Source organism: Ramlibacter lithotrophicus, assembly GCF_012184415.1.
Taxonomy (GTDB): Bacteria; Pseudomonadota; Gammaproteobacteria; order Burkholderiales; family Burkholderiaceae_C; genus Ramlibacter; species Ramlibacter lithotrophicus.
Genome location: NZ_VTOX01000004.1, coordinates 296552 through 317021, shown reverse-complemented (window position 1 = coordinate 317021; position 20470 = coordinate 296552). Strand labels below are relative to the sequence as shown.

Genomic DNA, 20470 nt, shown 5'->3' with positions numbered 1-20470 from the left:
CCGGCCCGCCCGCGATCAGCCGCGTGCCGCTTGCAGCGCCGCGCGCGTGTGCTCGGCCTCGCGCGCGGCGGCCGCCGGGAAATCCTCGCCTGCCGACGCATACAGGATCGCACGCGACGAATTCACCACGATCGGACCGTCCGGCCGCCAGCCGGCCTTCACGGTGGCAGCCGCGTCGCCGCCCTGCGCGCCGACCCCGGGGATCAGCAGCGGCAGCGTCGGCGCGACCTGCCGCACGCGCTCGATCTCCGCCGGATAAGTGGCGCCCACCACCAGCCCGAGCTGGCCATTGAGGTTCCAGGGGCCCTGCGCCAGGCGCGCGACGTGCTCGTACAGCAGCGGCTGGCCGTCGACGGAGGCGAGCCGCTGGTTCTGCAGGTCGTCGCCGCCCTTGTTGGACGTGCGGCACAGCAGGAACGCCCCCTTGCCCTCGCGCTTCAGGTAGGGCTCGATCGAGTCGAATCCCATGAAGGGCGACAGCGTGACGGCGTCGGCGCCGTAGCGCTCGAACGCCTCGCGCGCATACTGCTCCGCGGTGGAACCGATGTCCCCGCGCTTGGCGTCCAGGATCACCGGCACCTGCGGCGCCACGCGGCGAATGTGCTGCATCAGCTGCTCGAGCTGCAGCTCGGCCCGGTGGGCCGCGAAATACGCGATCTGCGGCTTGAACGCGATCACCAGGCCGGCGGTCGCATCGACGATGCGCGCGCAGAAGTCGTAGATCTTCCCCGGGTCCCCGCGCATCGCTCCGGGAAAGCGAGCCGGCTCGGGGTCGAGCCCCACGCACAGCATGGAGCGGTTGCGCCGCTGCGCCTCCTCGAGCATCTGGATGAAGGTCATGGCGTCCGATTGTAGTAAGCGGCTCATGCGTCGCTTGCCCGACAATCGGCCACCATGCAGCGCCTCAGCCGACACCAGCTCGCGACCCTGGTCGCCCTCACCCTGGTCTGGGGCATCAACTGGCCCATGATGAAACTGGGGGTCAGCCACTTTCCCGCGCTGAGCTTTCGCGCCATCACGGTGTTGCTCGGGTTGCCGGTGCTCGCGCTGGTGCTGGTCGCACTGAAAGTGCCGTTCCGCGTGCCGCGCCGGCACTGGGGCGAGCTGTTCTGGCTGGCGCTGACCAACATGGTGGTCTGGAACATCTGCATGATCCTGGCGCTGCGCACCCTGACCAGCGGCCGCGCAGCGATCCTGGCCTACACCATGCCGATCTTCTCCGCGCTGATCGGCGCCGTGCTGTTTCGCGCGCGGCTCGGGCTGCGCGGCTGGCTCGGTGTCGGCGCGGCGGCGCTGGGCGTGACCTTGCTGCTGTGGCACGAATTCACCGTGCTCGCCGGCCGCCCGCTCGGCGTGGCGCTGGCCCTGTTCTCCGCCGCGGTGTGGGCGCTGGGCACGCACATGATGCGGCGCAGCCGCATCGAGGCCGACACCTTGACGCTGTCGTTCTGGATGACGGCGCTGGCGGCGGTGGTCGCCGGCGGGCTGGCGCTGGTGTTCGAACGCGCGCAATGGCAGATGCCGCCGCAAGCGGCCTGGGGCGCCATCGCCTACAACGCGCTGCTGATCTTCGGCTTCTCGCAGGCGGCTTGGCTGTCGCTGGCGCGCGGCCTGCCGCCGATCGCGTCGACGCTCAGCGTGATGTTCATCCCGGTCCTCGGTGTCCTCGTCGGCGCCGTCTGGCTGGGCGAGGTACTGCACTGGCAGGACGCCGCCGCGGTGGTCCTGATGGTGGTGGCGATCGCTTCGGTGCTGTGGCCGGGCAAGGCGGCGGCGCCCGCCAGGTGAGACGTCGATGCGGCGGGCGCTCAAGCTGGTGTTCGCGGCGCTGGTCGGCGGCGGCGCGCCGGCGGTGGACGCGGCGCCTCCGCCACTCGTGTGGCAGGGCACGACCGAGGTTGCCGCCGGCCGCGGTGAACAAGGCCAGTGGCGCCAGAACGAATCGCGCTACGACTACGTCGACGATCCCACCGTGGCGATCGACGGCACGGGCGGCATCGCCGTGGCGTGGGTCGACCAGGCGCGCAAGGCGGTGCTGCTGCAGCGCTTCTCGCTGGCTGGCAGGCCGCAGCTGGCGCGGCCGACCGACGTGTCGCGCCAGCCGGCGACCTTTTCGTGGCTGCCACGGCTGGCGTTCGCACCGGATGCGCCGCGGCAGCTCTACGCCGTCTGGCAGGAGATCGTGTTCACCCCGGGCGGCTCGCATGGCGGCGAGATCTTCTTCGCGCGGTCGGCCGGCGGTGGCGCGACCTTCGCGCAACCACTGAACCTGTCGCGGTCGAAGGGCGGCGACGGCAAGGGCCGCATCAACCGCGAGGTCTGGCACAACGGCAGCTTCGACCTGGTGGCCGGGCCGGGCGGCGCGATCCACGCGGCGTGGACCGAATACGACGGCGCGCTGTGGCACAGCCGGTCGACCGATGCCGGCACGACCTTCTCGCCGCCGCGGCGCGTCGCGGCAGACCGCCGGCTGCCCGCGCGCGCGCCGTCGCTGGCCCTGGGGGCGGACGGGACGCCGTACCTCGCGTGGACCGTGGGCGAAGACGCCGCCGCCGACATCCGGCTGTCGGTTTCCAAGGACCACGGAGCGACGTTCGCCGCGCCGAGGGTGGTGGCGCCCAGCCGTGGCTACTCCGACGCTCCCAGGCTCGCGATCGACAGCGCGGGCGTGCTGCATCTCGCATACGCCGAATCGGCCGACGGTCCCTTCGGACCTTCGCGCGTCCGCCATGTCCGTTCGTTCGATGGCGGCCGAACGTTCGAGCCACCCCGTGACATCTCCGTGCCGATGCCGGCCGGCGCCGTGAGCGCCTCTTATCCATCGCTCGCGGCGGACCGCCGCGGCAATGTCGTCGTCACCTGGGAGCTGGCACGCGCCACCCGGCAACAGCCGCGCGGGCTGGCGGTGGCCGTGTCGACGGACGGCGGCGCAAGCTTCACGCCGCCCGCGCTCGTGCGGGACAGCGCCGATCCGGAAGGCGGCTCCAACGGCAGCCGCCAGGGGCTGCTGATGAAGAAGCTGGCCCTGGGCGAACAAGGCGCGGTCGCTGTGGTCAACAGCAGCTTCCGGGCCGGCGCGCGCAGCCGGGTGTGGCTCATGCGCGGCGTGCTGCGGCGCTGAACTCAATCGGGACCGGGGACGAGGATCACGGTGAGGCTGCGGATGCCCTGCGCGCCGCGCACCAGCACGCCTTCGATGTCGGCGGTGGCGGTCGGCCCGGTCATCAAGGCCGCATAGCGCGCTTCGCGGAACCACGGCTGCCAGTACGCGGCGTGCAGGTCCGCCACGATGGCGGCCGGGTCGAGCAGCACGACCAGGTGCTGCGCCAGGAAGCCGAGCGCATTGACGCCCAGCTCGCGTTCGCCGAGCGCCACCGAGCCCGTCTCCGCGACGCCGAACGCGGCCCGCACGACGCCGACGTCGACCCCTTGCAGTTCGCGCGGGTCGCGCACGTCGGCCACCGAGAACGTGCCATGCACCTCGCCAGTGGCGGAGCAGATCACGCTGGCTTGCGGAAACAGCGACCGGATGTACTCATCGAGCGCCACGCCGGCCGGCGGCAGCGCGAGCCGCCCGCCCATGCGCTCCAGCGCGTCGCCGAACGCCACCGGCAGGTCGACGGGCGAGCGCTCGAACGCCGGCAGCGGCGGCAACGGCGCGGCGGCCGGCTGGTTGCGCCGCACGTTGGCCAGGACGAACTGGCGGGAGCTCATGCTGCCCCCACGCTGAGCCCCACTGCGTGGGGGTCGCTGCCCCCCAGGGGGGCCTTCGCGACTTCGGGCGGCCGTGCGGCGCTCACGTGCCGCCGCCCCGGTTCTTCAGGTACCACTCGCGGAACGTGAGCGGCGGCGTCGCCGGCAGCTCGCGCTGCCGGCCCCAGGCGTTGAAGGGGTTGTAGACCATGAAGCGCGGCAGCCACTCGAGCCCCGCGGCCGCCGCCTGCACCGCGGCCCGATAGAGGCGCGGACTGCCCAGGATGCGGCCGGCCACGCGCATCGCCTCCTTCTTGGCCAGCGGCAGCTGGCGCCGCTCGGCGATCACCTGGCGCCAGCGGAAGATCTGACTGTGGATGTCGATCTTCACCGGGCACACCATGCTGCAGCTGCCGTTCATGGTCGACGCGTACGGCAGCGCGCTGTACTTGTGCAGGTTGAAGGTGGGGTCGACGATGACGCCGATCGGCCCCGAATAGGTGGCGCCGTAGCTGAGGCCGCCGCTGCGCCGGTACACGGGGCAGGTGTTCATGCACGCGCCGCAGCGGATGCACTTCAGGGAGGTCCAGAAGTCGTCCATGCCCAGCCGCTCCGAGCGGCCGTTGTCCACCAGTACCACGTGCAGTTCCGCTCCTTCGCGCGGCGCGCGGAAGTGCGACGTGATCTGGGTGATCGGCGACCCCAGCGCGCTGCGCGAGAGCATGCGTACGAAGACGCCCAGGTGCTCGACGCGCGGAATGAGCTTCTCGATGCCGATCGACGCGATGTGCAGGCGCGGCACGTTCGCGCTGAGGTCGGCATTGCCTTCGTTGGTGCAGACCACGAACGAGCCGGTCTCGGCGATCGCGAAGTTCGCCCCCGTCAGGCCGGCCACCTTGTCCTTCAGGTAGTAGGGCCGCGTGTGCTGGCGCTGGCTTTCCGCGAGGTAGGGAACATCGGCCTGCTGCGGATCGGTGCCGATGGTGCGGCCGAACAGCTGCGCCACGTCGGCCCGCAGCTTGTGCACGGCCGGCATCACGATGTGGCTGGGCGGCTCGCCGTCGAGCTGCTGGATGCGCTCGCCGAGGTCGGTCTCCACCACCTCGATGCCGCGCCGGGCGAGGAAGGGGCGCAGCTCGCATTCGTCGGTCAGCATCGACTTGCTCTTGACCAGCGTCGTCACGCCGCGCGAGGCAAGGACCTGGTGGACGATCTGGTTGTGCTCCGCCGCGTCGCGCGCCCAGTGCACGACGACGCCGTTGGCCCGGGCATTGCGCTCGAACTCCTCCAGGTAGCCGGACAGGTGGCTGAGCGTGTGCTCCTTGATGGCAGAGGCGAGCGAGCGCAGCTCCTCCCACTCCGGAATCGCGTGGCATTCCTGGTCGCGCTTGCGGCGGATCTCCCACAGCCGCCGGTCGTGGAACTCGACGTGCTGCGGCGCGGCGATGAACTCCGCCGCGGCACCGGCGTGGTCGACGCGGTTGGCGGTCGCGCCGGCCGGCGCCCTCATTCGCGCGCTCCGTTGAGCACCTGCGCGATGTGCAGGAACTTCAGCGGGACGCCGAGGCGCCGGGCACAGCCCTGCTGGTGCATCAGGCAGGAGAGGTCCGGGGACACGATGTACTCGGCGCCGGCACCCGCGTGGTCGCGCACCTTGTCCTGGCCCATGCGGGCCGAGACCGGCTCCTCGAACACCGAAAAGGTGCCGCCGAAGCCGCAGCACTCGTCGACCCGCTGCGGTGCCACGAATTCGATGCCTTTCACGGCCGACAGCAGCGCGCGCGGCTTGCTGAACGCCGGTCCGGCCACCTCGGACGTGCTGGCCTCGCCCAGCCTGCGCAGCGTGGAGCAGCCGATGTGCAGGCCCACCTTGTGCGGAAACTGCGCCCACGGAAACTCGCGCACCTGCAGCACGTCGTGCAGGAACTCCACCAGTTCCACGGTGTTGCGCCGCACTGCCTGCACCGAAGGAGTCTGCTCGATGGCGGTGAGATGGTCGCGGACATGGTGGCAGCAACTGCCCGACGGTGTGACGATGTACTCGTAGCCCGCGAAGTTCTTCGCAAACAGCGCCTCGGCGGCGCGCGCGTCGTCATGGCAGCCGGCGTTGGCCATCGGCTGCCCGCAGCAGGTCTGCTCCAGCGGGTACTCGACTTCGCAACCGAAGCGCTCCAGCAGTTCCAGCGTGGCGATGCCCGCCTCCGGGAAGAACGCGTCGACGTAGCAGGGAACGAACAGTGCGACCTTCATCGAAGGACCTCGAGGCGGGAGCGTTCTGAAGAGCCGTTCCCGCCTGGCAGCTCAGTGGGCCGCCACCGGCGCCTGCTGCAGCGCCTCGTGGATCGCCTGGGCCGAGCGCTTGCCGGCCCCGGCCGCCAGGATCACCGTCGCCGCGCCGGTCACGGCGTCGCCGCCGGCGAACACCAGCGCCTTGGACGTCAGCCCGGTGCTCTCGTCGGCGACCAGGCAGCCCTTCTTGTTGGTCATCAGCCCGGAGGTCGTTCGCGTCAGCAGCGGGTTGGGCGTCGTGCCGATCGCCAGCACCACGTTGTCCACCGGCAGCACGAATTCGCTGCCCTCTATCGGGATCGGCCGCGCGCGTCCGGACGCGTCCGGTTCGCCCAGCTTCATCTTCTGGCACTTCAGGCCACTCACCCAGCCGTTGCCATCGTCCACGACTTCCAGCGGATTGGTGAGCCAGCGGAAGTCGACGCCTTCCTCGATCGCGTGGTGGTATTCCTCGACCCGCGCGCCCATTTCCTTCTCGCTGCGCCGATACACGATGTAGGCCGCCTCCGCCCCCAGCCGCAGCGACGAGCGCACCGCGTCCATCGCCGTGTTGCCGGCGCCGATGACGGCAACCCGCTTGCCGACCTTCATCGGGGTGTCGTTCTCGGGGAACTTGTAGCCGCCCATCAGGTTCATGCGGGTGAGAAACTCGTTGGCCGACATCACGCCGTTGAGGTTCTCGCCGGGGATGCCCAGGAACTGCGGCAGCCCGGCGCCGGTGCCGATGAACACCGCCGCGTAGCCCATGTTCTCGAACAGGTCGTCCATCTTGATGGTGCGGCCGATCACGACGTTGCAGACGATCTCGACGCCCATCGCCTTGAGCACGCCGATCTCCCAGTCGAGCACCGACTTGGGCAGGCGGAACTCGGGGATGCCGTAGCGCAGCACGCCGCCCGGCGCATGCAGCGCCTCGTAGACGGTGACCGAATACCCCAGGCGCGCCAGTTCGCCGGCGCAGACCAGGCCGGAGGGTCCGGCGCCGATCACGGCGATCTTCTCCTTGCGCGTGATGTTCGGCTTCGCCGTCACGGGCTGGGTGCGTTCCCAGTCGGCCACGAAGCGCTCCAGATGGCCGATGGCCACCGGATTGAAGCGCTTGAGCATGTGGCACTGCGCTTCGCACTGGTTCTCCTGCGGGCAGACCCGGCCGCAGATCGACGGCAGCGGGTTGGCACCGCGCAGGATCTGCGCCGCCTTGGGCATGTCGCCCGCGGCCACGGCGTGGATGAAGTCCGGGATCGGGATGTTCACAGGGCAGCCGTCGACGCAGGCGGCGTCCTGGCAGCGCAGGCAGCGTTCGGCCTCGAAGGCGGCGTGGGCCGGCGTGTAGCCGGTGTTGACCTCGACGAAGTCGTGCGCGCGCAGCTGGGCGTCGTGCACCGGCATCGGGGTCTTGTCAGAGCGCTTGACTGGCATCAGTGCACCTCCTTCGCTGCGGACCGGGCGCAGTTCACTCGCTCGAGCGACTGCTTTTCCTCTTTCACATAAGCCTTGTTGCGGCGCATCGCGACGTCGAAGTCCACCTCGTGGCCGTCGAAGGCCGGGCCTTCCACGCAGGCGAACTGCGCCTTGCCGCCGACCATGACGCGGCAGCCGCCGCACATGCCGGTGCCGTCCACCATCAGCGGATCCATCGAGACCAGCGTCTTCACCTTCGGGCCGCGCGTGGTCTCGGCGACGGCGCGCATCATGGCCATCGGTCCGATCGCCACCACGCAGTCCGGGCGCCCCGGACCTTCGCCTTCGATGAAGCGTTCCAGCTGCTGCGAGACAAAACCCTTGAAGCCGGACGACCCGTCGTCGGTGCAGATCGCGAGATGGTCGCAATTGGGCTTGAGCTCGTCGGCCAGGATCAGCAGGTCCTTGTTGCGGGCGCCGATGATCGCCGTGGTGCGATGGCCTTTGGCCTTGAGCTCGCGCATCAGGCCCAGCAGCACGGCCGAACCGAAGCCGCCGCCGACGCCGCAGACATGCGCGCCGGCCGCCACCTCGATCGGGCTGCCGAGCGGACCGGCGACGTCGAGGATGTCGTCGCCGGCCTCCAGCGCGGAGATCAGCGTCGTGGTCGCGCCGACCTGCTGGATCACCAGCGAGATCGTGCCGGCCTTCCGGTCGTAGTCGGCGATCGTGATCGGGATGCGCTCGCCGCCTTCGCGCACGCGCAGCATCACGAACTGGCCCGGCATCGCGGAGCGCGCGATCAGCGGCGCGTCCAGCCGGAAGTACTTGGTGACGGGCGTCAGCCGCCGGGTTTCCAGGATACGGGTCATGGCGGTCTTCCTTTACAGCAGCGGGTGCTCGTGCATTGCCTTGATGCGGCTCCAGCGGCGATCCACCTCGCCCTGGATCCCTTCCAGCACCTGCGCATTGGCCGGCGTGACGATGTGCTTCGTCTTGCCCATCATCTTCAGCCAGTCACCCACCGGCTTGCGTCGCCCCGCGGTTTCCGGGTCGTAGTTGAGCGTCGTGTGGCCGTGCTCCACCTCGTACAGCGGGAAGAAGCACGAGTCGATCGCGGCCTGCAGCACCGGCTCGGCCGCATCGTCCGCGGTACGCCAGTTCAGGGGACAGAACGACAGGATCTTGCCGTACACCAGCCCTTCGCGCTTGGCGTAGTACTGCGCCTTGGCGACCTTGCGCATCAGGTCCTCGGGATAGCCTTCGCTCGCGGTGAAGACGTACGGCAGGTGGCAGGAGGCGAAGATCTGCGCCGTGTCCTTGTGGTGGTAGCGCTTGCCGGGCAGCGCGCCGCCGACCTCGCTGGTGGACGTGCGGTGCGCGAACGGCGTCGAGTACGACAGCTGCGCGCCGGTGTTCATGTAGCCCTGGTTGTCGTACTCCAGGATCATCATGCGGTGGTTGCGGTGGGCGGCGCCCAGCGCCGCGCCCATGCCGATGTCCATGCCGCCGTCGCCGGTGATCATCACGAAGGTCGGATCGTCCAGCCGCTGCAGTTCGCCGCGGCGCACCTTCTCGTGATACATCTCGACCAGGCCCGAGAGCGTCGCCGCGCCGTTCTGGAACAGGTTGTGGATGTAGTTGATGCGGTGCGCGGTGGTCGGATACCCGGTCGTGACCACCATCGCGCAGCCGGTCTGGAACAGCACGACGACGTCGCCTTCGAGCACGCGGTCGATCTGGTGCAGCGTCGGGAACGCGCCGCAGCCGGGGCAGGCGCCGTGTCCGGGGGCGATGCGCCCCGGCGTCTCGGTCATCTTCCACAGCGGGGCCAGTTCGACCTTCAGGCGTCCCGTGGCCGCGTCGGTGGTGACCGTCGCGTTGCCGCGCGAGACCTCCTCGACCCGGATCGGCGGCAGGCCCGGCTTCGCGCCCTGGCCCACGCGGCCGGCGGTGGCGCCGTGGTAGGCAAAGACGGGCGGGGTCGCCTGCTGGCTGGCCGCGGCCTGCGCCGCCTCGTCGAAGAACACCTTGGCGTCGGCGCCGACGAAGTCCTTGCCGCCCAGGCCGTAGATGCGCGAGAGCACCAGCGTGTCGTTGTCGCGATCGAGCTGCAGCGACGCCCGCACTTCGAGCGACAGGTTGCCGCCACCGGCGCCGTACGAGTCGGCGCGGTCGCCAATGGTCGCGGCCTTGACGCCCTTGAGCGCGTGGCGGAACTCCTCGGACGGGAACGGCCGCATCACGTTGGGCGACAGCACGCCGACCTTCCGGCCCTCGTCGCGCAGCGCGTCGGCCACCTCCTTGGCGGTTTCGGCGGCCGAGTTGATCAGGATCTGCGCCACTTCGGCGTCTTCCATGCGGTACGAGTCGAGCACCGCATACGGCCGGCCGGTGAACTGCTCCAGCTCGGCGAAGATCTTCGGGATCACGCCGCGGGCCGCGTCCATCGCCTGCGACAGCTGCACCTTGTTGTTGATCAGGTCCGGGTCGTTCATGTACGCGCCGAACGTGGCCGGATGCTCGGTGTCCAGCGGCGACGGCCATACGGGGCGTTCGCCCAGGAAGCGCTGCACGGCGGCGGGGTCGTCGAACACCTGGATGCGGCGCTTCTGGTGGCTGGTGAAGAAGCCGTCGTACACCACCATCACCGGCAGCCGCACGTCGGGATGCTCGCCGATGCGGATCGCCGCGAAGTTCAGGTCGTAGGCGGCCTGCGGGTCGCGCGCGCACAGCACGATCCAGCCGGTGTTGAGCGCGTAATAGAAGTCGGAGTGGTCGCCGCGGATGTCCAGCGGACCCGACACCGCCCGGGCGGCCACGTTCAGCACCATCGGCACCCGCGTGCCGGCCTGCACCGGCAGCTGCTCCAGCGCGTAGAGCAGGCCCTGCGAACTGGTGGCGTTGAGCACGCGGCCGCCGCCCAGCGCGGCGCCGTAGCAGATGCCGGCCGCGCCGTGCTCGCCGTCGCCGGCGATCATGGCGATGTCGTGCTGGCCCTCGGCCTGCATCTTCGAGAGGTTCTCGGCGACCTCGGTCGACGGCGTGATCGGGAAGAACCCCATCACGTGGTAGCCGATGTCGCGCGCGGCGAGCGCGGCGGCCTCGTTGCCGCTGCGGAATTCGATCTTCTGCCGCACCGGCGCGGACGCCGCGGAGGCGGCTTCCGGTGCCTGGGCGATGGCTTGTGTGTTCATGGTGGATCCCTCAGGCAATCAGTTCCGGGAACAGCGGCACGCGCAGCTTGTCCGCCAGTCCGGGCGTTTCGGTGGTCTTGGCCAGCGCGCCGGTGGGGCAGGACTCGACGCAGCGCAGGCACCCCTTGCAATAGCGGTAGTCCACGCCCTTGAGCTTGCGCACGAACTTGTCGCCGTCGTCCGACTCGCCCCAGGCCAGGCAGTAGTCGGGGCAGACCAGGTCGCACACGCCGCAATGGATGCACTTGGTGGCATCGAGCACCGGCATCCAGCCGGTGCGCGAGGTCGTGAGGTCGTTCCAGATCGTGTTGCCCGGCGCGGGCAGCAGGCCGCCGGCGGGCTGCGTCTGGTATCCCCACAGCGCCTCGCCCTGCAGCGGGCTCAGGTCGCCCTCGGCCGTGCCGACGCCGGCGAGCTGTTCGAACTGCGCGGCCCCCGCCTCGAAGGCGCGTTCGTTGGACGCGACGGCCTCCGGATGCTTGCCGGCGAATTCCTCCGACAGCGCATCGAGCACGCTCTGGCGGTCCAGCCAGGGACAGACCGCGCACACGGTGCCCAGGAAGACCGCGTTCGGCCGCGAGTGCTGCTGCATCGCGATGCCGGTGGCATCGACGCGGATCACGCGGGCCGTCTTCGGCAGCGCGGCCAGTTCGGCGGGGATCACGCCGGGAGGCGCGTTGTAGACCAGGACGCCGTTCGCCTTGAGTCCGGAGAAGGTCGCGGCATTGCGCAGCAGCGCGGCGTGGAACACGACCACGACGTCGGGCCGGTCGATCGGCGCGCTGGTGCGGATCGGCCGGTCGCCGTCGGCCAGTCGCACGTACGAGCGGATCAGCGAGCCTTTCTTCTCCGACCCGTACGAGGAGAAGTGGGCGCCGTTCAAGCCCATCCGGACGACGGCCGCCGTGGCCAGCACCTGGCCGGCGGCATGGGCGCCCAGTCCGCCGATGGACTCAAAGCGGACCTCGAAATACTCATCCGCGTGCGGCAGGGACACCCGGGTCGCGGGTTGCAGGCTCGCGGCCGGGGCGTGGGGCGAGGGCGAGATCAGCATGGCGGTCTCCGAAACGAGGGTTGTGACGCGAAGGCGCCGGACGACGGGCGGCGGGGGGCGGCGGGTGCCGCCCGGGGTGCCTGTCCGCGGATGCAAGGTTGCGACATGTGAAATCGCTTTCCACAATCTGTGTCAGGCGATTCTTCCGCTGCGCCATCCCTGGCCATTGACGTGGGTCAACCAGCACGCACCGGTGCGGCGCGGCCCCTCTGGAGGGCGGCTCACCGGCGGCCTGCGGCGCACGCGGCTCAATCTCCGAGCTGGACCGTAGGGAATCGAGTCAAGCGGTGAAAACCAGCTGCATCGGCCGGCGTCCGCCGGCCTGTGGCGTCATGCCCAGCGGGCCGGCGAGAAGCCGGTTACCAGCCGCGGCGCGGCTGCCCCGCGCGCGCGACCGCCTGCTCGTACAGGCCGCGCACGCGCGGGATGTTCTCCTGCAGCCGGCGCGTCCGGTCGGGGCCGGTGGGGTGGGTGGAGAGGAACGCCGGTCCGCCTTGCCCGCCCGTGGCTTGTCCCATCTTCTGCCACAGGCTGACCGACGCTTGCGGGTCGAAGCCGGCGCGGGCGGCCAGCTCCAGGCCGACCAGGTCGGCCTCGATCTCGTCGTCGCGGCTGAAGCGCAGCGTGAGCAGCTGGGTGCCGATGTTGGCGGCCACCTCGCCGAGCTGGCCCAGTCCCAGGATCTGCGCCCCCAGCGACAGCAGCGTGCCGGTGCCCTGGGTCTTGGCGATGCGTTCGCGTGCATGCTCGCGCAGCGCGTGCGCCATCTCGTGCCCGACGACCATCGCGGTTTCGTCTTCCGTGAGCCGCAGGCCGTTCAGCAGGCCGGTGAACACGGCGATCTTGCCGCCGGGCATGCAGAACGCGTTGACCTGCTTGCTGCCGATCAGGTTGACTTCCCAGCGCCACTTGCTCGCGCGCTCGTTCCAGCGCGCGCTCTGCGTGATCAGCCGCGACGAGATGGCGCGCAGGGCCTGCAGTTGCGGATGGCTCTCGGGCGCCAGCGCCCCTTGCTGCCGGGCCTGCGCCAGCAGCTTGCCGTATTCCTGTGTCGCCGCCGTCTCCAGCTGGTCGGCAGGGACCAGCGAGCGCAGGCGCGATGCCTCGCCGACCTGCACCTGCGCGAGGGCCGGCGCGGCCGCGGCGACGCCCATCGCGGCGAGGAAGCCGCGACGCGGCATCCACGAGGACCTGGCGTAGCACTGCTGGCACATGCGGCCATGATAATGACGGACCATCGCGCCCATGTCGGACAACACCCCCACCGCCCCTCAGACCGCAGAGCGTCCAACCTGGGGCCAGACCCTGAAGGTGTACCTGGAGCCGGCCTCGCTGCGCATGTTGTTCCTCGGGTTCTCCGCCGGCCTTCCGCTGCTGCTGGTGCTGGGAACCCTGAGCTTCCGGTTGCGCGAGGCGGGCGTGGACCGCGCCACCATCGGCTTCCTGAGCTGGGTCGGGCTCGCCTATGCCTTCAAGTGGGCCTGGGCACCGCTGGTGGACCGCCTGCCCATTCCGCTGCTGTCGCGGGCGCTGGGACGCCGGCGCGCCTGGCTGCTCGTGGCGCAGGGCCTCGTGGTCGCCGGGCTGGCCGGCATGGCGCTGAACGATCCGCAGCGCGCGCTGGAGCCGATCGTGTGGTGCGCGCTGCTGGTGGCGTTCGGCTCGGCGACGCAGGACATCGCGCTGGATGCGTTCCGCATCGAGTCGGCGGACACCAGCCGGCAGGCCGCGCTCGCGGCCGCGTACCAGACCGGCTACCGGCTGGCCATGATCTGGGCCGGCGCCGGCGTGCTGTGGGTCGCGGCCCGCGCCGAAGTGGCCGGCGCGGCCAGCTACCAGCACGGGGCATGGCAGACGGCCTACCTCGTGATGGCGGCGTCGATGGCCGTGGGCGTGGTCACCGTGCTGCTGTCGCCGGAGCCGGCGCAGCGGGTGCTGCCGCCCTCGCGCAATGCCGCCGCGTGGTTGCGCGAGGTGCTGGTCGAGCCCTTCGCCGAATTCCTGCGCCGCTACCGCTGGCAGGCGGCGCTGATCCTGGCGCTGATCGCGGTCTACCGGATCAGCGACGTGGTGATGGGCATCATGGCCAATCCGTTCTACGTCGACATGGGGTACACCAAGGACGAAGTGGCGGCCATCACCAAGGTGTTCGGCGTCGTCATGACCCTGGTCGGCGCCTTCGTGGGCGGGGCACTGGCGCTGCGCTTCGGGGTGATGAGGGTGCTGATGCTGGGCGCCGTGCTGAGCGCCGCCAGCAACCTGCTGTTCGCCTGGCTGGGCGGGCTCGGGCACGACCTGCAGGCGCTCGTGTTCGTGATCTCCGCCGACAACCTCTCGTCGGGCATCGCTTCCGCAGCCTTCATCGCCTACCTTTCGAGCCTCACCAACGTCAACTACTCGGCGACCCAGTACGCGCTGTTCAGCTCGATGATGTTGCTGCTGCCCAAGTACCTCGCCGGCTTCTCCGGCGTGTATGTCGACGCCTTCGGCTACGTCAACTTCTTCACTTCGACGGCGGCGCTGGGCGTGCCGGTGCTCGTGCTGGTGTGGCTGGCCTCGCGCCTGACGCCGGTCAAGCCGGCGCCGTAGAAACCGGGAACGCCGGTTTACCTAACTTTACTGCCGCGACGTGCGCGGGCGCGGCGGCACGATCACCATCGTCCCGGACCGCGCATTCCAGCAGCGGCAGTGGGAACTCATTACCATGTCCGACATGCAGCACCTGTTGATCATCGAGGATGACGCCCGCCTCGCGCAGATGGTGGGCGAGTACCTGGAGCGCTCGGGCTTCGGCATCACCCACGCCATCGACGCCAAGGCGGGGCTCGCCCTGCTGCAGGAGCCAGGCGCCGGCCCGGCGCCGGACCTGGTGATCCTGGACCTGATGCTGCCCGACATGGACGGCCTCGAGGTGTGCCGCCGCATCCGCTCGCTGCCCGGCGAGCGCGGCCAGCTGCCGGTGCTGATGCTCACCGCCAAGGGCGACCCGATGGACCGCATCGTGGGCCTGGAAATCGGCGCCGACGACTACGTGCCCAAGCCCTTCGAGCCGCGCGAACTGCTGGCGCGCATCCGCGCCGTGCTGCGACGGCGCGGCGCGGGCGCGCAGCCCGCCGCCAAGATGATGCGGTTCGGCTCGCTCGAGATCGATCGCGACGCGCGCACCGTCACCGTCGGCGGCAAGCCGTGCGAGCTGACCTCCTACCAGTTCGACCTGCTGATCACGCTGGCCGAGCGCGCCGGCCGGGTGCTGACGCGCGACCAGATCATGGAAGCCGTGCGCGGCCGCGAACTGGAGGCCTTCGACCGCTCGATCGACGTCCACATGGGTCGCATCCGGGCGGCGATCGAAGCCGATCCGAAGAACCCGAAGCGCATCCTCACGGTGCGCGGGGTCGGCTACGTGTTCGCCAAGCAGCAGGACTGACGCCGGCTCATGGCCCCCTGGCGCGGACGCTTCCGCTTTCCCCTCTACCTGCGCCTGTGGCTGGCGGTGGTGGTGGCGGTGGTGCTGCTGACGCTGGCGTTCGGCTACCTGTGGCGCGCCACCGCACAGCAGGCGCCGGCGCGCGAAGTGATCATCCGCAACGAGGCCGGCGACGTCATCGGCCGCGTGAGCCAGCGCGCCGCGTGGGTGCCGGGGCAGGGGCTGGAGTTCCAGGTGACGATGCGCGATGGCAGCACGCAGTTCGTGCAGCTGCCGCCGCGCCAGCGCCGCGTCGGCGAAGGACCGTCGGTGCGGCCGTGGGTGCGCGGCTCCGACACGCTGCTGTGGATCCTCGGGATCACCGCCCTGGCCGTGGCCATCGGCGCCTATCCGATCGTGCGGCGCCTCACCTTGCGGCTGGACGCGCTGCGCCGCGGCGTCGAGCGCTGGGGCGAAGGGGACCTGTCGGCGCGGGTCGACGAGGAGGGTTCCGACGAACTGGCCTTCGTCGCGCAGCGCTTCAACCACGCCGCCGAGCGGCTCGAAACGCTATTGAAATCGCACAAGTCACTGCTCGCCAACGCCTCGCACGAACTGCGCTCGCCGCTGGCGCGCATCCGCATGGGCGTCGAGCTCCTGGGACCGGAAGCCTCGCCGGCGTTCCAGGAAGAGATCCGGCGCAACATCGCCGAGCTGGACCAGCTGATCGACGAGATCCTGCTGGCCAGCCGGCTGGACGCCAGGGAGACCGACGTCGGCAGCTTCGAGGCGGTGGACCTCACCGGGCTGGCGGCGGAGGAATGCGCGCGGGCCGATGCCGAACTGATCCCGCCGGCCGACGGCCAGCCGGTGCTGGTCGAAGGCGTGGTGAAGCTGCTGCGCCGGGCGGTGCGCAACCTGCTGGAGAACGCCCGCCGCTACAGCAGCGGGCCGGTGCGGGTGGAACTCGCGCGAGAAGGCGACGTGATCGCCCTGCGCGTGCGCGACCAGGGCCCGGGCGTGCCGCCGGCGGAGCGCGAACGCATCTTCGAGCCGTTCTACCGCCTGCCCGGCGCCAGCGAGCAGCACGGCGGAGTCGGACTCGGGCTGGCGCTGGTGCGCTCGATCGCGCAGCGCCACCATGGCAGCGTGCAGTGCGAAGACCAGGACGGCGGCGGGGCGTGCTTCGTGCTGCGAGTACCAGGGGTTCGGGGCTAGCAGCTAGCCCCTGAGCATTCCCGCCACCCGTTCGGGCGTGATGTCCACCAGGCAGCGGGTGTGGCCCAGCGGACATTCGCGCTCGAAGCACGGCGAGCAATCCAGCGGCGGCTGGTAGGCGGGCTCCTGCTTCAGCCAGACCACCTGGGCGCGATCGTTCAGCGGCGGCGTGTGCAGCGGACTCGACGAACCGAACAGCGCCACCTGCGGCACCCCGAACGCCGCCGCCACGTGCATCAAGCCGGAGTCGTTGCTGACCACCGTGCCGGCCCCCGCGATCAATGCGAACGCTTCCATCAGGCTGGTCCGCCCGGCGAGGTTGACGCAGTGGCCGCCGCCGGCCGCCTGCGCGATCTCTTCGCACAACGGCGCCTCCTTGCCCGAGCCGAGCAGCACGGCGGGCCGGTCCAGCAGGCGCGCGAGCTCGGCGAAATGGATGGCCGGCCAGCGCTTGGCCGGGCCGTATTCGGCGCCGGGCGCGAAGACGAGGTAGCCCCGTGGCCGCAGCGCGTGGCGGGCCAGCGCCTCGTCGACCTGCACCTGGTCCAGCTGCAGGCGCGGCCGGTCCTGCTCCAACCCTTGCGTCTCGCCGCTCAGCGCCGAATAGAACGCCACCATGGGCGGCTTGTCCTTCGGATTCCTCAACCGGTGGGTGAGCAGGCCGACCCGCGATTCGCCGAGGTAGCCGATCCGCTTCGGGATGCCGGAGAGAAACGGCAGCAGCGCGCTCTTGATGGAGTTGGGCAGCACGTACGCCGTGTCGAAGCGGCCGTTCAGCTGCTTCGCCAGCGTCCGGCGGGCTCGCCACTGCAGCCCGCCGTGCCGGAACGGGAACTCGATCACTTCCTGCACCTGCGGCATGGCCCGGTACACCGGTGCCACCCAGGGCAGCGCCCCCACCGTGAGCCGCTCGCCCCGCGCGTGCAGCCGGCGCAGCAGCGGCTCGGTCATGACGGCGTCACCGATCCACTGGGGGGCGATGATGAGACTGTTCATTGGGTCGGCGAAATGGGGGCGGCTCATTTGGGGTCGGATCCCGATTCGGACCGCTCGGCTGCCGGAGCGCGCGGTCTCCAACGAATCGGGCTCTGACCCCGAATGAGCGGTTTTCGACCCCGTTTCGTCGAGCCGATGAACAGGCATTCCGGCCGCAGGCTGGAATGCGCGCGAATCCGCTAGTGCCCGCCGCCGAAGTGCTCCCCGGCCTTGAGCTTGTACACCGTCCCGCAGTAGGCGCACATGGCCTCGCCGGTGTGGGCGACGTCCAGGTAGATGCGCGGATGGCTGTTCCACAGCTTCATGTCCGCCTTGGGATTGGGACAGAAGACGCCGCCGTTCGCATTCAGGTCGGAAGCGAGCAGCTCCACCACGGCTTGTTTCTTGACGGGTTGGTCCATGGTCACACCTTGGTCAGCCAGTTCGCATACTTCGCGTTGCGCCCGTTGACGATGTCGAAGAACGCGCTCTGGATCTTCTCGGTGATCGGGCCACGCGAGCCGGCGCCGATCTCGAGGCGGTCCAGTTCGCGGATCGGCGTCACTTCGGCGGCGGTGCCGGTGAAGAAGCACTCGTCGGCGATGTAGATCTCGTCGCGCGTGATGCGTTTCTGCACGATCTCGATGCCGAGGTCCTTGCAGATCGCGAACACCGTGTTGCGGGTGATCCCATTGAGCGCGCCGGCCGACAGGTCGGGCGTGTAGATGACGCCGTTCTTCACGACGAACACGTTCTCGCCGGCGCCCTCGCTCACGAAGCCCGAGCTGTCCAGCAGCAGCGCCTCGTCGTAGCCGTCGTCCAGCGCTTCCATGTTGGCGAGGATCGAATTGGTGTAGTTGCTCACCGCCTTCGCCTGCGTCATCGTGATGTTGACGTGGTGCCGGGTATAGCTGGAGGTCTTGACGCGGATGCCGCGCTTCATGCCTTCCTCGCCGAGGTAGGCCCCCCAGGCCCAGGCGGCGATCATCACGTGGATCTGGTTGCCCTTGGGGCTGACGCCCAGCTTCTGCGACCCGATCCACACCAGCGGACGGATGTAGCAGGACTCCAGCTTGTTGGCGCGGACGACCGCGCGCTGCGCCTCGTTCACCTGCTCCTTGCTGAAGGGCATCGTCATGCGCAGGATCTTCGCGCTGTTGAACAGCCGGTCGGTGTGCTCCTGCAGGCGGAAGACGGCGGTACCGTCGACGGTGTTGTACGCCCGCACGCCCTCGAAGACGCCGCAGCCGTAGTGCAGGGTGTGGGTCAGCACATGGATCTTGGCGTCGCGCCAGTCCACCATCTCGCCGTCCATCCAGATCTTGCCGTCGCGGTCGGCCATCGAGGGGGGTGCGATCATGAGCCTTGTCCTTTTCCGTCGGGGGGTGAAACCCGTTGATTTTAAGCGTCCCGGCCGGAGCCCTTGCGGCCGGCGACCAGCGCGTCCACCTTGGTGACGGGCAGGCGCGGCCGCCCGGGCGTGAGCGCCGGCAGCGGCTCGACCTCGCGCATCGAGGCCAGCGCGCGCCCGGTCAGTTCCTGGTAGACCTCGGTGCCGGCGCGCTTGCCGGCGATCTCCTCGTCGCTGAGCTCCCTGCGCACCTTGGCGGGAATGCCCGCCACCAGGCTGCGCGGCGGCACCCTGGTGCCGGCCGGAACGAAAGCGCAGGCCGCGACGATCGATCGGGCGCCGATCTCGGCCTCGTCGAGCACCACGGCGTTCATGCCCACCAGCGCGTCGCGCCGGACGATGCAGCAATGCAGCACCGCGCCATGGCCGATGTGGCCGTTTTCCTCGACCACGGTGTCGTGCGCCGGCGTACCGTGGATGACGCAGGTGTCCTGCACGTTGGAGCCGCGCTTCAGGACGATGCGGCCGAAGTCGCCGCGCAGCACGGCGCAAGGGCCGACGTAGCAGCCGGGGCCGACGATGACGTCGCCGATCAGCACCGCCGTCGGGTGCAGGTAGGCGCCGGGGTCCACGACCGGCACCACGCCGTCGATCGCGTAACAGGGCATGCGCTGGTCTCCTTGCCTTGGTATGTGACAGGGATTATCGGGGCGGGGCCCGGCCCCGGCCGTATAGTCCCCGGGGAAGCTCTGAGCAAATCCCGCCGTGCGCGACGCGATTTGCTCAGAGCTTCCCCCAGGAGACAGCCACCATGAGCGCAGCCCCCAGCCCGGCCACCCTGGCGCCGACGCCGCTGATCGACAGCGATCATCCGGCCGTGGTCGCGTTCGCGCGGCGCGCCACCGCCAGCGGTGCGCGCGAACGCGCGGTCGAACTCTATTACCTGGTGCGCGACGAGTTCCGCTACGACCCGTACCGCGTCGACCTCGGCGTCGAAGGGCTGCGGGCCAGCCGGGTCCTGGAGTGCGGCTACGGCTGGTGCGTGCCGAAGGCGGCACTGCTCGCCGCCGCCGCGCGCGCCGCCGGCATCCCGGCGCGGGTGGGCTACGCGGACGTGCGCAACCATCTCTCCACCGAGCGGCTGCGGAGCATCCTGCAGACCGATCTCTACGTCTGGCACGGCTACACGGAGCTGTGGCTGGACGGGGGCTGGGTGAAGGCGACGCCGGCGTTCAACCTGGACCTGTGCGAGCGCTTCGGCATCCGTCCGATGGACTGGGACGGCCGCACCGATTCGCTCTATCACCCTTACGACAAGGCCGGCCGCCTCCACATGGAGTACGTGAACCAGCGCGGCAGCTTCGACGACGTGCCGGTGGCTCGGATCGCGGCCGACTTCGCGGCGCTGTACCCGGGGTGGGCGAAGGCGCCGGCGGGGGATGCGGACTTCGCCGCGGATGCGGCGCGGGAGTCGCGCTAGGCCTCTTCAGCCGCCGGCGGCCGGAACAAGGTCCACTTCACCAGCTTGCCCTTGGCGAACTCGCAGGTCACGCTCGACGCGCCGCCGTCGGTCCAGCGATAGATTTCGGGGTCTTCGCCTTCGGCCGACAGCCGCTCGCCCAGCGCCTGCGTCATCGCGATCACGTGCAGCAGGTTCACGCCCGGCTTCAATTTCGCATTGAGCATCACGGCGCTGGCCACATAGCCAATCGGGCGGTCGGCGGCCTTCCCCAGAACCTTGGTCAGGCGCGTGAAGTGCAGCAGCATCCACATCACGATGCCGCTGGCGACGAGCGCCACGCCGGCCCAGCCGTAGGCGCGCCAGGCGCCGGCGACCAGCACCACGCCCAGCACGGGAATCAGGATCTTCTGGAAGTTCATGGCTC

At 70.0% G+C, this 20470-nt stretch carries 20 protein-coding genes; 6 read left to right on the top strand and 14 right to left on the bottom strand.

The genetic code is table 11. The features are described from left to right. Positions 1-15: 15 nt before the first annotated feature. The gene (pyrF, locus tag RAMLITH_RS13950) at positions 16-840 is read right to left on the bottom strand and encodes an orotidine-5'-phosphate decarboxylase (protein WP_168108025.1); all 825 of its coding nucleotides are present in this window, start codon (positions 838-840) and stop codon (positions 16-18) included. Between the two features lie 54 nt (positions 841-894). Here pyrF and RAMLITH_RS13945 point away from each other — a divergent pair, with 54 nt between their 5' ends. Continuing rightward, positions 895-1788 carry a DMT family transporter gene (locus tag RAMLITH_RS13945; RefSeq protein WP_168108024.1) on the top strand — a complete coding sequence of 298 codons (894 nt, stop codon included), beginning with the start codon at positions 895-897 and terminating at the stop codon, positions 1786-1788. 7 nt (positions 1789-1795) lie between these two features. Beyond that, on the top strand, positions 1796-3121 hold the full coding sequence (locus RAMLITH_RS13940; RefSeq protein WP_168108023.1) for a sialidase family protein: 1326 nt from the start codon (positions 1796-1798) through the stop codon (positions 3119-3121). Between the two features lie 2 nt (positions 3122-3123). Here RAMLITH_RS13940 and RAMLITH_RS13935 read toward each other — a convergent pair whose 3' ends face one another. The 8 genes from RAMLITH_RS13935 to RAMLITH_RS13900 form a co-directional block, all read right to left on the bottom strand. Then, entirely contained in the window at positions 3124-3714 is a 591-nt protein-coding gene (locus tag RAMLITH_RS13935) for a LutC/YkgG family protein (RefSeq protein ID WP_168108022.1), read from the bottom strand. Positions 3715-3796: 82 nt separating this feature from the next. Then, positions 3797-5203 (bottom strand): lactate utilization protein B, encoded by a 1407-nt coding sequence (locus tag RAMLITH_RS13930; protein ID WP_168108021.1) that lies wholly within the window; start codon positions 5201-5203, stop codon positions 3797-3799. Further along, positions 5200-5943, bottom strand: a complete 744-nt coding sequence (locus tag RAMLITH_RS13925) for a (Fe-S)-binding protein (RefSeq protein WP_168108020.1) — start codon at positions 5941-5943, stop codon at positions 5200-5202. Before RAMLITH_RS13925 ends, RAMLITH_RS13930 begins: the two co-directional genes overlap by 4 nt. Before the next feature lie 51 nt (positions 5944-5994). After that, positions 5995-7401: an NADPH-dependent glutamate synthase gene (gltA, locus tag RAMLITH_RS13920; RefSeq protein WP_168108019.1), complete on the bottom strand. Its 1407-nt coding sequence runs from the start codon at positions 7399-7401 to the stop codon at positions 5995-5997. After that, positions 7401-8255, bottom strand: a complete 855-nt coding sequence (locus tag RAMLITH_RS13915; protein WP_168108018.1) for a sulfide/dihydroorotate dehydrogenase-like FAD/NAD-binding protein — start codon at positions 8253-8255, stop codon at positions 7401-7403. Before RAMLITH_RS13915 ends, gltA begins: the two co-directional genes overlap by 1 nt. A 12-nt stretch (positions 8256-8267) precedes the next feature. Next, positions 8268-10580, bottom strand: coding sequence for a thiamine pyrophosphate-dependent enzyme (locus tag RAMLITH_RS13910; RefSeq protein ID WP_168108017.1), 2313 nt, complete (start codon positions 10578-10580; stop codon positions 8268-8270). 10 nt (positions 10581-10590) lie between these two features. Further along, positions 10591-11634: a 2-oxoacid:acceptor oxidoreductase family protein gene (locus RAMLITH_RS13905; RefSeq protein ID WP_168108016.1), complete on the bottom strand. Its 1044-nt coding sequence runs from the start codon at positions 11632-11634 to the stop codon at positions 10591-10593. A 359-nt stretch (positions 11635-11993) separates the two neighbouring features. Further along, entirely contained in the window at positions 11994-12848 is an 855-nt protein-coding gene (locus RAMLITH_RS13900) for a M48 family metallopeptidase (protein WP_168108015.1), read from the bottom strand. A 31-nt stretch (positions 12849-12879) separates the two neighbouring features. On the opposite strand from RAMLITH_RS13900, the gene RAMLITH_RS13895 reads away from it, so the two are divergent. The 3 genes from RAMLITH_RS13895 to RAMLITH_RS13885 all read left to right on the top strand — a co-directional run bounded on the left by RAMLITH_RS13895 (position 12880) and on the right by RAMLITH_RS13885 (position 16258). Further along, positions 12880-14223, top strand: a complete 1344-nt coding sequence (locus tag RAMLITH_RS13895) for an AmpG family muropeptide MFS transporter (protein WP_168108014.1) — start codon at positions 12880-12882, stop codon at positions 14221-14223. A gap of 115 nt (positions 14224-14338) precedes the next feature. Then, the gene (locus RAMLITH_RS13890) at positions 14339-15061 is read left to right on the top strand and encodes a response regulator (RefSeq protein WP_168108013.1); all 723 of its coding nucleotides are present in this window, start codon (positions 14339-14341) and stop codon (positions 15059-15061) included. 9 nt (positions 15062-15070) lie between these two features. Then, positions 15071-16258, top strand: a complete 1188-nt coding sequence (locus RAMLITH_RS13885; RefSeq protein WP_168108012.1) for a sensor histidine kinase — start codon at positions 15071-15073, stop codon at positions 16256-16258. A 3-nt stretch (positions 16259-16261) separates the two neighbouring features. Here RAMLITH_RS13885 and waaF read toward each other — a convergent pair whose 3' ends face one another. The 4 genes from waaF to RAMLITH_RS13865 all read right to left on the bottom strand — a co-directional run bounded on the left by waaF (position 16262) and on the right by RAMLITH_RS13865 (position 19252). Further along, positions 16262-17254: a lipopolysaccharide heptosyltransferase II gene (waaF, locus tag RAMLITH_RS13880; protein WP_168108011.1), complete on the bottom strand. Its 993-nt coding sequence runs from the start codon at positions 17252-17254 to the stop codon at positions 16262-16264. A 179-nt stretch (positions 17255-17433) separates the two neighbouring features. Continuing rightward, complete coding sequence (locus tag RAMLITH_RS13875; protein WP_168108010.1) at positions 17434-17655, bottom strand: zinc-finger domain-containing protein; 222 nt, start codon at positions 17653-17655, stop codon at positions 17434-17436. A gap of 2 nt (positions 17656-17657) precedes the next feature. Further along, a complete protein-coding gene (locus RAMLITH_RS13870) occupies positions 17658-18593 on the bottom strand; it encodes a branched-chain amino acid transaminase (protein WP_238344183.1) in 936 nt (311 codons plus the stop codon). Between the two features lie 41 nt (positions 18594-18634). Continuing rightward, positions 18635-19252 (bottom strand): transferase hexapeptide repeat family protein, encoded by a 618-nt coding sequence (locus RAMLITH_RS13865; protein WP_168108009.1) that lies wholly within the window; start codon positions 19250-19252, stop codon positions 18635-18637. Between the two features lie 143 nt (positions 19253-19395). Between RAMLITH_RS13865 and RAMLITH_RS13860 the strand changes: the two genes are divergently transcribed. Next, the gene (locus RAMLITH_RS13860) at positions 19396-20064 is read left to right on the top strand and encodes a transglutaminase domain-containing protein (protein WP_168108008.1); all 669 of its coding nucleotides are present in this window, start codon (positions 19396-19398) and stop codon (positions 20062-20064) included. On the opposite strand, the gene RAMLITH_RS13855 is transcribed toward RAMLITH_RS13860, so the two are convergent. Beyond that, a complete protein-coding gene (locus RAMLITH_RS13855; protein ID WP_168108007.1) occupies positions 20061-20465 on the bottom strand; it encodes a glycerate kinase in 405 nt (134 codons plus the stop codon). The two genes, RAMLITH_RS13860 and RAMLITH_RS13855, sit on opposite strands and share 4 nt — an antisense overlap. Positions 20466-20470 lie beyond the last annotated feature (5 nt).